We start from the raw sequence: 13,320 nt of genomic DNA, 5'->3' as shown, positions 1-13,320 counted from the left end.
CCGTTCCGCCCTGTGCCGGCCCGATGGCCTGCGACTGCCTGCCTCAGTTACCGGGCGCCCAGGAGATTTCCACATCCGTGGCCGGATCGAAGTCATACAGGGCGACGGAGTCGGCGTGCGGTGCCACCAGGTTCGCCAACTCCTGCTGGGCCTTTGACAGGACCTCCGGCGGGATGGCGGGGGCGATGCCTTCCAGGAGCAGCACGGCACTTCGGGTGTCGGGCGTGACCTTGGTGTTGTCCGCGTCCCGGTGGTTCCAGTGGCGGGTCAGGACGTTGTGGCCGTCCGCGTAGATCACTTCGCCCGGCTGGGGGTGCTCCCGTTCCTCGGGCTTTCCCAACGGGATGTGCACGTCGCCCGGGCCCGCGTAGCGGAGCGCGAAGCCATGGGTGATGCCGCTCAGGTCATAGCCGCCCGTGGGCAACGTATAGCGCAGGGACACCAGGTTGCAGGTGTCCACGAGCGGTGAGATACGGGGCAGCCGACCGCTCTTGACCAGGCGCCTGCTGAGCGCGTCGACGCTGGGGCGCATTCTGCGTGGATTGGTTCCGAAACTGCGCAGCAATTCATGCCAGGCGGAGATACGCGGCGCGCTCTCGTCGGGCAGCTCACGCTTTCCGTCGCGCACTTCGGACTCGAAGAGGCTCAGCGCATCCTCGGTTTCCTGCCAGGGTTCCGAGTTCCGCAGGCCGAGCACGACGATGGCCGCGGTCCGGCAGTCGGGGTAACGGGCCGCGATGTCGGGAGCCAGGGTCAGGCGCAGTTGCCGCGCGTCCTCATCGGCGACGAGTGCGGTTTCGGATGGCTGGGGCATTGAATGCTTTCTGTCCGATAAGCGCGAATTCTTGCTTGATGTATGCGACTTCACGCTTTTCATTCGTTATCTGTGCTGCGGGCGACGTTACACGACGCGCAGATGAATCTGTCACATCCCACTTGGTCCCGGAGAGTGGAGCGATCAATTTCGGCCAGCGAGGGGAGCGTACTGGTCAATTGCGCGACGGCTCTGCCGTGTTGGCATGGCTGGTTTGCCCCGCCTGGGGTGCTTCTGCCGGTTCGAGTCCCGTTCAGGTGGAGTCGTCGACCGCGGCAATTGACCGGCGGGTCAATAGGGTACTGTTGACCGCATGGTCAATAGCTCTCGTACGGGTGAGCCGGAGTCGACTGAGCCGGAGTCGACGTCGTCGGCCGCCGGGGCGACGCGCACTGCGGGCGCGCTCGCGCAGGTGAAGTGGTTGGTGGGGCTCTATGCGGTCGTGGTGCTCGGCACCGTGGCGGCGCTGGCCGTCATGGGTCTGGCGGCCCCGTCCCTGGCCACGTCGGAAGCCTGGGGACACGCCGTGATCGTGGCCGTGTTCGCGGTCGTGCTGCCCCTGCGGGCCCGGGCCGCACTCCGGGGAAGCGCCGCCGCGCTGCGCGCGCTCACGATCATCGGGTCCGTCCTGGCGATCGTGAACCTCGTCGAGGGGGCGATTCCCGGCGCCTTCCCGGCGTGGATGCGCGTGGAGATGTTGGTCATCGCCGTGATGATGCTCGCCCTCGTGGTCCTGTCGGTCCGAGCCCGCCGGGACGCCGCCCCGTTCGGCGGTGACCGGACCGGCACGGCACAGTGAGGCCATGAGCCCTTCGTCGTCGCCCCTCTCGCCCGCCTCGCGCGCGTCGCAGTCACGCCCCCGCCGGCAACGGCTCGACGAGCAGCAGCGGAGGGCGCAGATCATGTCCGCGGCCGTCGAGGAGCTGGCCGAACGCGGTTACGCCGGCCTCTCCCTGACGCGTGTCGCCGAGCGGGCCGCCGTGTCCAAGGGGCTCATCTGGCACTACTTCGCCGACAAGGACGACCTGATGGAGGCCACGGCCAAGGAGACCATCGCGGCCATCCGCGACCGCATCGCGGACTCGCTCGATCTGGCCGAGCCCGTGCCGGACGTCATTCGCGCGGCCGTGCGCCGGGCCGCGGCGCTGACCGTCACCCACCGGGCAGAGCTGACCGCCGTCAACCACATCGTCTTCAACCTGCGGCGCCCCGACGGCACACCACGTCTGACCACGGATGTCTACGAGGAGACCTACCTGTTGCAGGAGTCGCTGTTCAGGCGCGGCCAGGAAGAGGGCTCGCTGCGCGACTTCGACACCCGCGTCATGGCCGTCACCTACCAGGGCGCCATCGACATGATGCTCGGCTACCTCGGCGCCCGCCCCGACGCCGATCCCGGCGACTACGCCGACAAGCTCGCGGACATCCTGCTCTCCGGCATGCAGCGAAGCTGACGGCACCGCTCCGGCGGGGTCGTCGCGTCGGCGGTGGCAGGACTCCCTTGTCGCTCCTAGATTGCTAGCATGCTAGGGTCCGACCGTGGCCGACAAGGACGTCAAGCAGTTCAACGTGTATCTGCCGATCGAGCTGATCAAGCAGGTCAAACACCACGCCATCGAGTCGGGCCTGTCACTGTCGGCACTGGTCGCCGAGGCGCTGCGTGCCTATCTCGACGACGCCCGACCGCAGGACCCCCACCCGTCCGGCGGGCACCCGTCCGGAGAGAAGGAGAGCTGACATGGCCGACGGCACCACCAGTCGTACCGAGGGGATCGAGGCCGTCTTCCTGACGACGCACAACTGGGGCAAGGCGGCCGGGTTCTTCCGTGCGCTCGGCTTCGACCTGGAATTCGAGACGGATCACAACTCGGGCCGGCTGCGCAACGGCGACGGTCCGTACGTCTTCATCGCCGAGGTCCCCGAGGACCAGGAGACCCAGGCGCAACTCCTGCTGAAGGTGTCCGACGCGGACGCGTTCCGTCCCGATCCGGCGGTCGAGGTGGTCACCCCGTTCGAGGACACCCACTACGGAACCAGGGAGATGACCGTGCGCGACCCGGACGGGCGGCTCTGGAGCCTTCAGGCACCGGCGGGGAAGAAGTGAGCGCGCGAGACGTGGGGATGTGCGAGGGGCGAGGGGTGCGCCATGGCTGACGAGCAGGGCACGCGGGGCGAGCGGGGCAGCGGGCCGGACAGTACGGCGGAGCGGGTCGCCCTGTGGCGCGCCCTGCACCTCGAGGTTGACCCGCCGCCGCACGTCCTCCGGGACGAGGTCGGCCTGCGGTTGGCGAACCCGGCCGAGGACTGGCGGCAGCGTCCGGACATGGACCCGCACTTCACCAGGATGTTCCGGGCGTCCATGGTGGCCCGCGCCCGCTTCGTCGAGGACCTGGTCGTCGAGGAGTCCAGCCGGGGCGTGGACCAGTACGTCATCCTCGGTGCAGGGCTGGACACGTTCGCCCAGCGCAGGCCGGAGATCGCCGGCCGGCTGCGGATCTTCGAGGTGGACCAGCCGGCTCCCCAGGCCTTCAAGCGCCGTCGCCTCACCGAGCTGGGCTTCGGCGTCCCCGACCGGTTGCGTCTCGTCCCGGTCGACTTCGAGGCGGACGGGGCGTGGTGGGAGCGGTTGCCGGCCGCCGGGTTCGACGCGGACCGGCCGGCGGTGGTGGCCTCCACGGGGGTGTCGATGTACCTCACCAGGGAGGCGAACGCGGCCACCCTGCACCGCATCGCGTCGCTCGCCCCCGGCTCCACGTTGGTGATGTCGTTCCTGCTGCCGATCGATCTCCTCGGGACGGAGGAGGCCCCCGGCCTGCGCGCGTCGAAGGACGGCGCCAGCGCATCCGGTACGCCGTTCATCAGCTTCTTCGCTCCGGAGGAGATGCTGGCCCTGGCGCGCGAAGCCGGCTTCGGCGACGTCCGGCACGTGTCGGCGGAGACGCTGAACGAGCGGTACTTCGCCGACCGTACGGACGGCCTGCGGACCACGCGCGGGGAAGAGCTGCTGGTGGCGACGGTCTGACGTACAGACGTGCGATGATGGGCCGAGCTCGGACGGTAGTCATGCCGGCGCCGGGGACCGGCAGCCCGCCGAGCGGAGGAAGAGCGCGATGCTGTTTTCCATTCCCGACTCCGACTGGTGGTCGATCGCGGTCGCGGCGACCGGCTTCTTCATGATCGGGATACGCGGGCTGCCCGTCGGGGTCAAGCTCCCGGACGACGTGCGCGACGCGACGGAGGCGGACCTCAACCGGGGTTGGTGGAAGCTGTACGTGCTGACGCCCGTGGTCGCCGCCGCCGTCCTGGTGGTGAGCCGGCTCCGTCCCGAGCCGGCGCCGGTGATCCTGTTCCTCTACAGCGCCATGTTCGTCGCGATCCCCGTGGCGCTGTTCCCGGTACGGGGGCGCATGCTCCGGGACTACGTCCTCCAGCGGCAGAACCCCGGCGTCCCGATCAAGCCCGACCGGCTGGCCGTGGCCTGGATCATCGGCGTGCTGTCCGTGGCGTGCCTGGGTGCCGTGGCCGCGTTGATGACGACACCGTACGGGCGGCGGGGCTAGGGACGGGCGGCGCGGCTGGAGACGGGCGGCGCGGCTGGAGACGGGCGGCGCGGCTGGAGACGGGCGGCGCGGCTGGAGACGGGCGGCTGGGCTGGAGACGGGCGTCGAGCGTTCGACTCCTGTTCGGGAGGGTGCAGCAGCGCCCTCGCCCGTGCGCGCGCCGACGGACCGACCGGACCAGCGGCACGTCGACGTTCGCCCAGCCGGCCGCTGCGCGAAGTCCTCGTCCGACGGCGCGCACACCCGCACCTCAGCGCGCCACGGCCGCGAGTTCCGCCTTCTCGCGCCGATGCCGCGCCACCGCCTCGTTGTTGGCGCAGCGAACCGAGCAGTAGGACCGACGGCCGTTGCGGGACGTGTCGACGAACACCCGCTGGCACGCCCCGCGCGCGCAGCGGCCAAGGCGCTCGGCGGAGGCGAAACAGATGACGTAAGCGAGCCCGGCTACCGTCACCGCGCAGATGTGCGTGACCGGATCCGCGTCCGGGGCGCTGTAGTGCAGATGCGGGGCGTGCCCGTCATGCAGGGAGACATGGGGCCGGCTCGCGGTGTCGGCCAGCAGCCGGTTCACGGTCCTGCATCGCTCGTCCAGCGGCTGGGGACCGAAGCAGGGGGCGAGCCGCCGGCGCCAGGCCTGGAGCATGGCGGTCTGCTGCTCGGTGAGATTGTTCCGGACAATACCGTGCTTAATCAGGATGGACCTGGTCTCAGTAACGGGTAAGGGATCCGGTGCGTTGCGGGCGAACGCTTTCTGCCCTATGCCTACCGGGTTCTGGAGTCCGTTGACGAAGCGGTCGCCGGGGCCCGTGGCGATCATGTTCCCTTACGCATCGGCTATTCCTGGAACGCTTTGGCGGAGGAGATCGGCCCGCTCGTCATGAGTTTCCATGAGAAGTACTCCGTCGCCGTCGAGTTGCAGAAGTCCGGCGATGACCCGGTAGCCGATCTGGACAGTAGAAGGGCACATCTCGTTCTCCTGCGAGGAAGGCGGGAGGATTCTCTGGAAGCTACCTGCCTGCGAGAGGAGCAGCGTATGGTCGTGCTCTCCGCCGGCCACCGGCTGGCCCACCGCACCGCCGTGTGCATGGCTGATATCCATGATGAACTCTCCATCGTCGACCCGGCCTTCAGCGGCGATCTGCTGAGTTCCACGACAGCGGCGGGACGGCCACTGCGTTCCGTCAAGACCGGTCCTCTCGGCCAGTGGGTCAAGGTCATCGCCGCCGGGCAGGCGGTCGGGATATCCACGGCTCCCGCGGCACCACTTCTCAAAGCCAGCGGGTTGGTCTGCCTTCCTTTGGAAGGCGTGGAGCCGTCCTGCATAGTGATGGCCTGGCGGCAGCTGAACACGCACCCCTTCGCGGCGCGTTTTGTCGCAGCCGTCACGCGATGGCGACGGCTGAGCAGCGACATCGATCGGGTGGGGAGCCTGTCGGCGACCGTGCGTTCTCCGGGCTATGTCGTGCAGAGGTGCTCGGACAGAACCTTTTCGAATGCGGTTCGATTACCTGCGAACACGCCTTCCGACCGTGGATAGCCCACGATCGCGTCGGTGAAGCCGAGGTCGGCACAGCGTCCGACGAGATCCGCGAACCGTTCACGCGACGCGTAGGGAGTCGCCGCGATCCGGCTGAGATGCACGACGCGCTGGAGCTCCGCGGGATCGCGTCCGACGTCCAGGCACGCCCGCTCCAGCGTCGCGACCTGTGCGCGGAGCGCGTCGAACTGGGCCCGCTCGTCGTGCTCGCCCGGAGTGGGCAGGCCGATGGTGGCCCACGCCTGCCCGTAGCGGGCCGCGAGGCGCATGCCCCGCGGCCCTGCGGCGGCGATGACGAAGGGCACCCGCGGTCGCTGCACGCAGCCCGGGACCATGCGGGCGTCGCACGCGGCGAAGTGCCGCCCCCGCCAGGTGGTCACCGGGCTGCTCAGGAGCGCGTCGGTGAGCTCGACGAACTCCTCGAAACGCGCGGTGCGGACCGTGCGCGCGATGTCGGTGCCGCCGGTGGCGGTGGCATCGGGCCCTCCGGCTCCCGCTCCGAGGCCGAGCAGGAAACGACCGCCACTCACCGCGTCCAGGGTCATGACCTGTTTCGCGGCAGTCACCGGGTGTCTGAAATCGGGTGACATCACGAGTGTCCCCAGCCGGATGCGCCGGGTGACGGCGGCCGCGGCGGACAGGGTCGTCATCGAGTCGTACCAGGGGCTGTCGCGCAGGGTGCGCCAGGACAGGTGGTCGTATGTCCAGGCGTGTGGGAACCCCAGGTCCTCGACGTGCCGCCAGATGTCCCCCGCGTCGGGCCAGGGGTGTTCCGGCAGGATGATCACGCCCATGCGCATGGTGTCGGTCCTCGTCAACAGGGGTGGGGAACTCTTACCAGCCGACCGCAGCGGCCACGTCATCGGCGGAGCTCACCACGCGCGCCTGGGAGCGGTCGGGTGTCTGGTCGGCGTCGGAAAGGTACATGCCCGACGCATGCAGGACGACCTGATCGATCTCGTGGATCAGATCGCGGTCCAGGGCGTTGAGGATTCCGGTCACGCCCATGACGAGGGACCACTCGTCGAGCCGCCGTGGATCCGCCGGCACCTGGCACCCGGCCTGTCCCAGGAGATGACGCACTTCCCCGTAGCGTTGCAGGCACTCCTGTAGGGAGACGACGATGCCCGTCCCGCCGTGCCGCGCGATGAGCGAGGTCATCTGCGGAGCGGTCGGGGGAGCCTGCGTGTAGAAGGTCGGCTCCAGGTTCTCGCCCGGGTCCCACGTCGACTGCGGGAAGTGCGGGGAGTCGTGCTGGCTGAAGGACTCCTGGTGCGGCGTCAGCTTCCAGGACACCGACGGCGGCTCACCGAGCTGCTCGCTCAGGCAGTGCCGGACCATGTCGCTGGTGGCCAGGTGCTGGACCAGCAGGAAGCCGGGCTGCGGATGCGGGATACCGAACGCCGCCATGGTGTCCAGGCCGTGCTGGTAGCCCAGGAGGCCGTAGGCGCTCGAGACGGCATGCGCGTGAAGCCGCCGGTGGCGGTCCGACAGATCGGTGAACTCGTGCTCGTAGAAGGCGCGGCAGGAGTCGGCGATCTTGTAGTTCCCGATGTCGAGCGAATACCACACTCTCACCGGACGACCGGCGGCGGCGTCGGTGAACGACCTGCCGATCTCCTTGACGGCACCCGCCTCGGGCCCCGAATAGACCAGTATCGGATTGAGGGCGCGTAACTCCTCGTCCTCGGTGAGGATGTTGCGGCGGAACTTGTACAGCGTCGACGCGGGCGTCAGGGTCACCACGCGCAGCTTGTCCGGAGTGGCGAGCCCCAGGCGCAGCGCTCTTGCCACCGCATCGCGCAGGGCGATGGCCTTGTTCCCCGAGGACGGGGTGAAGATGAGCACCGGGTCCCCGGTCTCCTCGATATGGTGGACCGCGCGGGCCACCATCAGAAGTGAGGCCGTCGTCTTCGTGGTGCGTGTGGCCGTATTGCGCATGAGGTCGAGCAGGTTCAGACGCATTCCGGCATGGCTTCCCATGGCGGCCCAGCGGGCCTGCGCCACATCGAAGAATTCCTCCCAGCAATCGTTCAGTTTGGGAAAGGAGAACGCCGGTGCGAAGCCGGCGGACGCGCTCGGCGGGAGCCGCCTGGCCGCTTCTTCGATTCCCGCGTAATACCTGCTGATGAGGCTCTGTGCATCCGTCGTCCTGATCTTTTCTGCGAAGACCTTGTCCTGGGTGTTCATGGCGCGTCCTCTCTGACGGCGGTGTGGGGGCGTCGTCGGCGGTGGCCGAGAGCAGCAGGATCCTCAGACGGCGACGGCACCGGCGAAGCGCCGGGCGTGGTCCGGCAGGGGCTGGGACACCCGGCCGGGGGGCTTCTCCTCGTCGCTGTCCACCCGGCAGTGCACGAACCGAGGCGCACGCGGCTCCTCTCCGGGCGCGGGGATGGCACGGGTCAGGGCGGCGCGATCGGCGGCGGAGACGACGGACTCGATCCCGGCACCCCGTGCCCAGCCGCAGAAGTCCGCGACGTGGGCCTGGGTGGGCTGGCCCCCGGTGGAGGCGTACTGGCCGTCGTCCAGGACGACATGGATCAGGGGGAGGTCCTTGTGCAGGCCCAGCGACGTCAGGCCGACGGGGTTCATCAGCAGGCTTCCGTCACCGTCGATGACGATGGTGGTGCGCCGCGTCGCATACGCCACGCCGATGCCCACGGACAGGGCGAGCCCCATGGAGCCCGTCATGTAGAAGTCCAGGGGGCGGTCGCCGAGGGACGCGCCGATGCGGGCGGAATAGCCCGTCGTGAAGATGACGGGCCGGCCCGTCGCGAGGCCCAGTACGTCCTGGATCGCCTGTGTCTTGGTCAGGGCGCTCATGCGGACCACCCGAACAGGTCAGGCCGGACCAGCAGCGCGCTGACGTCCCCGCCCTCGACCGTGGCGAAGGCCTCGGCGACCTGGTGCTCGATCTTCTCCTCGTGCAGCGTCCGGTGGCTGATCCCGAGGCCGTCGAGTATGGGCTCCGTGAGGTCTCCCATCCCCTTGTTCTCGGGCGTCGGGTCCGGGTGCACACCACGCATGCTGACGATCAGGAGCATGGGAATCCGGTACGGCGCGATGAGGGAGGCCAGTGCGTTCACCGAGTTCCCGAAACCGGAGTTCTGCATGAGCACGACGGGCAACATTCCGCCCAGCGCGGCTCCCGATGCCTCCCCGACCGCATTGTCCTCGCGGGAGACCGTGAAATAGTCCGGTCGTTCCTGAAGTTGCTTCAAAAGCGGCGCCAGAATGCCGCACGGCGTTGCAAAATAGGGTCCTAAGGGGCGGTTTGCCAGCGCATCGTGCACCAGGCTGGCCGCTGTCTTCTCACGTGTTTCTGAAAACACTTCGCCTCCGGCTCTTCGCGGCTCCGGGTGAGTTTCGGGGCTATCGGGAGCACTGTGTACGCGGCAGTCGGGAACAATGCGTACGCGGCTGTCGGGAACGCTGTGTACCCATCCGTGTGACGGTGCATCTCGTGTCGCTCGAATGAGGCTAGCAGTCAGAATTCTGCGGTCCATTCACTCGCCATGCGTAACCTGCATAACTGATGTTCCCCGCGAATAAGGCCAGCTGACGGCGTGTGCGCTCCCGATATCACGTGCAGTGCGGTGCGCCTCGCCGCCCACGGTCCCGGCCCGTCCGGAAAGCCCCGCACCGCGGCATGCGCGACGCCTGCATGGCGCAGAATCCGGTCATGGTTGATCTCTATCCTCCGACCGGTCCCTACGACAGCGGATTCCTCGACGCGGGAGACGGCAACCGCATCTACTACGAGCAGATCGGCAACCCCGAAGGCAAGCCCGCCGTGCACGTCCACGGCGGCCCGGGCGGGGGCGCACCGCGGCGGCCGACGCGGGCCTGGGACCCGCAGTGCTACCGCCTCGTCCGCTTCGACCAGCGCAACTGCGGTCGTAGCACGCCGCACGCCAGTGACCCGGCGGCGAACATGGCCCTGAACACCACGCAGCACCTGATCGACGACATGGAACGGCTGCGTGAACACCTCGGCATCGAGAAGTGGTTGGTGAACGGCGTCTCCTGGGGCACGACGCTCGCCGTCGCCTATGCGCAGCAGCACCCCGAACGCGTCAGCGAGGTCGTCATCCAGGCGGTGACCACGAGCAGTCGCGCCGAGCAGGACTGGCTCTACCGGGGCGCCGGGCGCTTCCATCCCGAGGCATGGGACCGGTTCCGCGCCGGCGTCCCCGAGGGGGAGCGGGACGGCGACCTGACCGCGGCCTACGCACGGTTGATGGAGCACCCGGACCGTTCGATCCGGCAGCAGGCCGCCGCCGACTGGCTGGCCTGGGAGGACGCGGTCGTCTCGAACGAGCCCAACACCGTGCCCGGCATGTACAGCGCCCGCGAGGTCGACGATCAGATCGCGTTCGTCAGGATCTGCGCCCACTTCTCCGGCAACGCCGCCTGGCTGGAGGAGGACCAACTGCTGTGCAACGCCCACAAGCTGGCCGGGATACCCGGAGTGCTGGTGCACGGCCGGCACGACATGGGCTGCCCGGTGCAGACGGCGTGGGAGCTGGCGAAGGCGTGGCCCGGCGCGCGGCTGCACATCATCGAGGACTCGGGACACGCGGGCAGCGACCTGGCGAACGAGACGATGCGGGCGGCCATCGAGGAGTTCAAGAACCGCTGACCGCCTGACCGCCTGACCACTGAGCGTTTTCAGAGTGGCCACTGATCGGGTGACGGGGCGGTGTGGGATCGGAGCGCACGACGGACAGGGCTGCCGTGCCGTTGAGGGAGGTGTTCGACGTCTCAACCCAGCAGCACGGGAGCCCTGTTGGTTCCCTATCCTGCCGCACTCGACCTGCCTCACGCCCTGGTCGAGTGGGTCACGATGCTCATCGGCACCCGTGACGGTGACCGCCGGTGCAAGCTTCCGCCGCACCGGCGGGCGCTGATCGCACTGGTGTACCTGCGTCGCCACGACACCCTGTCCCGTATCGCCGCGGCCTTCGGGATATCCGTCGGCACCGCCCATGCCTACGTCACCGCGGTCACCAGCCTGCTCGCCGAGCAGGCACCGGGTCTGCTGAAGACGCTGCGCGCACACGATCCGGAGTTCGTTCTCCTGGACGGCACGCTCGCCGAGTGCGACCGCGTCGGTGACGGCAGCGCCGACTACTCCTCGAAACACAAGCGGCACGGGGTGAACGTGCAGGTCGTCACAGATCCCAGCGGGGAGATCCTCTGGCTGTCGCCGGCGCTGCCGGGCCGAACCCACGACCTGACAGCCGCCCGCACCCACAAGATCCTTCGGATCTGCGCACGACAGGGCATCCCCATCCTCGCCGAGACATGGCCCATATCGGTGCCGGCGACTGGGTCACCACCGCCAAGCGCCGCCCGCCAGGCGGCGAACTCACCACCACCGAGCAGACCGCGAACCGGGCCCTGTCCGCAGCCCGTGCACCCGTCGAACGCGGCATGGCACGACTGAAGTCCTGGCAGATCTTCCTCAGATCCCGCATCAGCCCCAACCGCATGAGCGTCATCGCCAGAGCCGTCCTCACCCTGGAGAGGCAACGCTGAAAGCGCTCACTGTGCAGTATACCGCCGTATACCGCCCTGTGGAGCGGTGAGGAGATACGCCACCCGCGGCTGGTGAAGAGGCACGGTAGAGAAGGACCGTTTCTCGGTTACGCGGACGAGGGCGCCCTACTGCCGGGACCACGACGGTGCTTTGTGGGCGCACTGTTGGCTGACACCGGGAAAGGGGCGGGTGCGGTCCGGGAAGGTTCATCCGCCGAGGCGGAGAAATGCCATGATCCGATCTCTGTGCCGGATATGCGGAAGCCGCGTTTTGCGTGCCGGACGCGAGCGCGTGCTTAATGCGGTCGTGTCCGGCGGGCGCACCAATGCCGAGGGGCGGCCGACGAATTCACCGCGGTCTGCGATTCCTGCGCGCCGAGGGCTGTGCAGGAACGTCCTCATATGCATGAGGATCCACTGATTGGTTGCCGTGTCGGGAACGGGTGCCGTCCTACTTCTTGATCTTGGCAACGACCTGGCGCGCCAACTGGACCCCCACGTCGCACTTCTTGCCGGTGAGCGCCTTGTTATCCCTGCCAGAGTTGGCGGTGTCGACCCGGAACTGGTCGAGGCCGATATTGACGTCGACGAAGCACTCGGAGTTGATCTCGTCGTACTGCGTCGCGCCCTCGAAGCCCGAGAAGTCCTGCCTCTCCCCCTTGTTCAAGTCGTGGACCTGGGTGCCCAGGGTGACGGTGAGGCTGACGAGGGTATCGCCCTGCGCCCACCAGCAGCCGAGGACGTACGGGGAGTCGGCCGGGAGCTGCCCCTTTGTGTTGTGGATTCCGGCCGAGGCCAGGGCTGCCGGATCCAGCAGGCTGCAGTAGTCGAGTCCCTTCAACGTTGCCGTGGTCGAATCGCTTTCGTCCGCGGAAACCGCGGGGGAAGTGGAGCGGCTTCCGGGAAGACCTGATGATTTGGACGAGGAGCCCGAACTCCCGCCACACGCTGCAGCCCCCGCCAACACCATCACCATCGCCGCGGTCGCGGCCACTCTTCGTTTGTGTGTCTGCACGGGCCAAGAGTGACACTAATTCCGGTCGTTTCGTGCTCGAACTCTGATACTGAGCCTTTCAGCGTTGCCACCGGGCGGGTGACGAAACCGGTGCCGGCAACGCACGAGGCTCCCGTGCTGTGGAGAGAGGTGTTCGACGCCTCAACACATCAGCACGGGAGCCTCGTTGGTCTCCTGTCCTGCCGCACCCGACCTGCCTCACGCCCTGGTCGAGCGGGTAACCATGCCCATCGTCACGTCGGCACCACCCATGCCTACATCACCACCGTCGTCCGGCACCTCGCGGACAAGGCGCCAGGACTACTGAAAACGCTGAGGGAGACGGACCCCGACTACGTCCCCCCGGACGGCACCCTCGCAGAGTGCGACCGCCTCGGAGACGGACGGGCCGACTACTCCTCGAAGCACCAAGGGAACAGCATGAACGTGCAGGTCGCCACCATTCCGCCGGAGAGATCCTCTGCCGGGTCGGACCCACGAACCCGACAGCCGCCCACACCCACAAGATCATCCGAATCCGCGAACGCCAGGGTGCCCGCATTCTCGCGAACACGGCCTACACCGGCGCAGGACTGGGTCACCACCGAGAAGCGCCGCCCGCCCAACGGCGAACTCACACCCACGGGCAGACGGTCAACCGAGCCCTGCCCACCGCCCGAACACCCACCGAACGCTAAGTCGCCCACCTGAAGCACCGGCGGACCTTCCGACGCGCCCACCGCAGCCCAACACACCTCCCCATAATCGCCGCTGCCGTCCTCACCTGGAGGGGCAACGCTGAAAAGGCTCACTGATCGCCGGGGGCATGGGGCCGGCCCGCCGGTCCGCGGCCGCGTGGCGGCAGGGGCGCCCG

The 13,320-nt window shown here is 68.3% G+C and carries 15 protein-coding genes and 2 pseudogenes; 10 read left to right on the top strand and 7 right to left on the bottom strand.

Annotation, left to right across the window (positions count from 1 at the left end):
• Positions 1 to 43 precede the first annotated feature (43 nt).
• Positions 44 to 814: a B3/B4 domain-containing protein gene (locus NQO67_RS30845; RefSeq protein WP_255953626.1), complete on the bottom strand. Its 771-nt coding sequence runs from the start codon at positions 812 to 814 to the stop codon at positions 44 to 46.
• A gap of 313 nt (positions 815 to 1,127) precedes the next feature.
• Between NQO67_RS30845 and NQO67_RS30840 the strand changes: the two genes are divergently transcribed.
• From NQO67_RS30840 to NQO67_RS30815, 6 genes are all read left to right on the top strand, one after another.
• A complete protein-coding gene (locus tag NQO67_RS30840; RefSeq protein ID WP_255953625.1) occupies positions 1,128 to 1,613 on the top strand; it encodes a hypothetical protein in 486 nt (161 codons plus the stop codon).
• Between the two features lie 4 nt (positions 1,614 to 1,617).
• Positions 1,618 to 2,268: a TetR/AcrR family transcriptional regulator gene (locus NQO67_RS30835; RefSeq protein ID WP_255953624.1), complete on the top strand. Its 651-nt coding sequence runs from the start codon at positions 1,618 to 1,620 to the stop codon at positions 2,266 to 2,268.
• Positions 2,269 to 2,353: 85 nt separating this feature from the next.
• Positions 2,354 to 2,551, top strand: a complete 198-nt coding sequence (locus NQO67_RS30830; RefSeq protein WP_255953623.1) for a ribbon-helix-helix domain-containing protein — start codon at positions 2,354 to 2,356, stop codon at positions 2,549 to 2,551.
• A gap of 1 nt (position 2,552) precedes the next feature.
• Entirely contained in the window at positions 2,553 to 2,918 is a 366-nt protein-coding gene (locus NQO67_RS30825) for a VOC family protein (protein WP_255953622.1), read from the top strand.
• 42 nt (positions 2,919 to 2,960) lie between these two features.
• Positions 2,961 to 3,836, top strand: coding sequence for a class I SAM-dependent methyltransferase (locus NQO67_RS30820; protein WP_255953621.1), 876 nt, complete (start codon positions 2,961 to 2,963; stop codon positions 3,834 to 3,836).
• Between the two features lie 88 nt (positions 3,837 to 3,924).
• Complete coding sequence (locus tag NQO67_RS30815) at positions 3,925 to 4,374, top strand: hypothetical protein (RefSeq protein ID WP_255953620.1); 450 nt, start codon at positions 3,925 to 3,927, stop codon at positions 4,372 to 4,374.
• A 250-nt stretch (positions 4,375 to 4,624) separates the two neighbouring features.
• Here NQO67_RS30815 and NQO67_RS30810 read toward each other — a convergent pair whose 3' ends face one another.
• Positions 4,625 to 5,191, bottom strand: a complete 567-nt coding sequence (locus tag NQO67_RS30810; RefSeq protein WP_255953619.1) for a CGNR zinc finger domain-containing protein — start codon at positions 5,189 to 5,191, stop codon at positions 4,625 to 4,627.
• Here NQO67_RS30810 and NQO67_RS30805 point away from each other — a divergent pair.
• Entirely contained in the window at positions 5,099 to 5,911 is an 813-nt protein-coding gene (locus NQO67_RS30805; protein WP_308295720.1) for a LysR substrate-binding domain-containing protein, read from the top strand. The genes NQO67_RS30810 and NQO67_RS30805 overlap by 93 nt on opposite strands.
• On the opposite strand, the gene NQO67_RS30800 is transcribed toward NQO67_RS30805, so the two are convergent.
• From NQO67_RS30800 to NQO67_RS30785, 4 genes are all read right to left on the bottom strand, one after another.
• Positions 5,830 to 6,729: an LLM class flavin-dependent oxidoreductase gene (locus NQO67_RS30800; protein WP_255953618.1), complete on the bottom strand. Its 900-nt coding sequence runs from the start codon at positions 6,727 to 6,729 to the stop codon at positions 5,830 to 5,832. The two genes, NQO67_RS30805 and NQO67_RS30800, sit on opposite strands and share 82 nt — an antisense overlap.
• A gap of 16 nt (positions 6,730 to 6,745) precedes the next feature.
• Positions 6,746 to 8,101 (bottom strand): DUF6002 family protein, encoded by a 1,356-nt coding sequence (locus NQO67_RS30795; RefSeq protein WP_255953617.1) that lies wholly within the window; start codon positions 8,099 to 8,101, stop codon positions 6,746 to 6,748.
• A 63-nt stretch (positions 8,102 to 8,164) separates the two neighbouring features.
• Entirely contained in the window at positions 8,165 to 8,734 is a 570-nt protein-coding gene (locus tag NQO67_RS30790; RefSeq protein WP_255953616.1) for a thiamine pyrophosphate-dependent enzyme, read from the bottom strand.
• A complete protein-coding gene (locus tag NQO67_RS30785; protein ID WP_255953615.1) occupies positions 8,731 to 9,417 on the bottom strand; it encodes a thiamine pyrophosphate-binding protein in 687 nt (228 codons plus the stop codon). The genes NQO67_RS30790 and NQO67_RS30785 overlap by 4 nt, the downstream gene beginning before the upstream one ends.
• 176 nt (positions 9,418 to 9,593) lie before the next feature.
• Here NQO67_RS30785 and pip point away from each other — a divergent pair, with 176 nt between their 5' ends.
• A complete protein-coding gene (gene pip, locus NQO67_RS30780; protein WP_255953614.1) occupies positions 9,594 to 10,553 on the top strand; it encodes a prolyl aminopeptidase in 960 nt (319 codons plus the stop codon).
• Between the two features lie 147 nt (positions 10,554 to 10,700).
• A pseudogene (locus tag NQO67_RS30775) lies at positions 10,701 to 11,452 on the top strand (transposase).
• Between the two features lie 451 nt (positions 11,453 to 11,903).
• Here the strand turns inward: NQO67_RS30775 and NQO67_RS30770 are convergent.
• Entirely contained in the window at positions 11,904 to 12,446 is a 543-nt protein-coding gene (locus NQO67_RS30770; RefSeq protein WP_255953613.1) for a DUF3558 family protein, read from the bottom strand.
• Positions 12,447 to 12,633: 187 nt separating this feature from the next.
• On the opposite strand from NQO67_RS30770, the pseudogene NQO67_RS30765 reads away from it, so the two are divergent.
• A pseudogene (locus NQO67_RS30765) lies at positions 12,634 to 13,261 on the top strand (transposase family protein).
• Positions 13,262 to 13,320: the final 59 nt, after the last annotated feature.

The organism is Streptomyces odontomachi (genome assembly GCF_024435355.1).
Taxonomy (GTDB): domain Bacteria; phylum Actinomycetota; class Actinomycetes; order Streptomycetales; family Streptomycetaceae; genus Streptomyces; species Streptomyces odontomachi.
The sequence above is the reverse complement of the archived record's forward strand: the minus strand, read 5'-3'. Positions and strand labels throughout refer to the sequence as shown.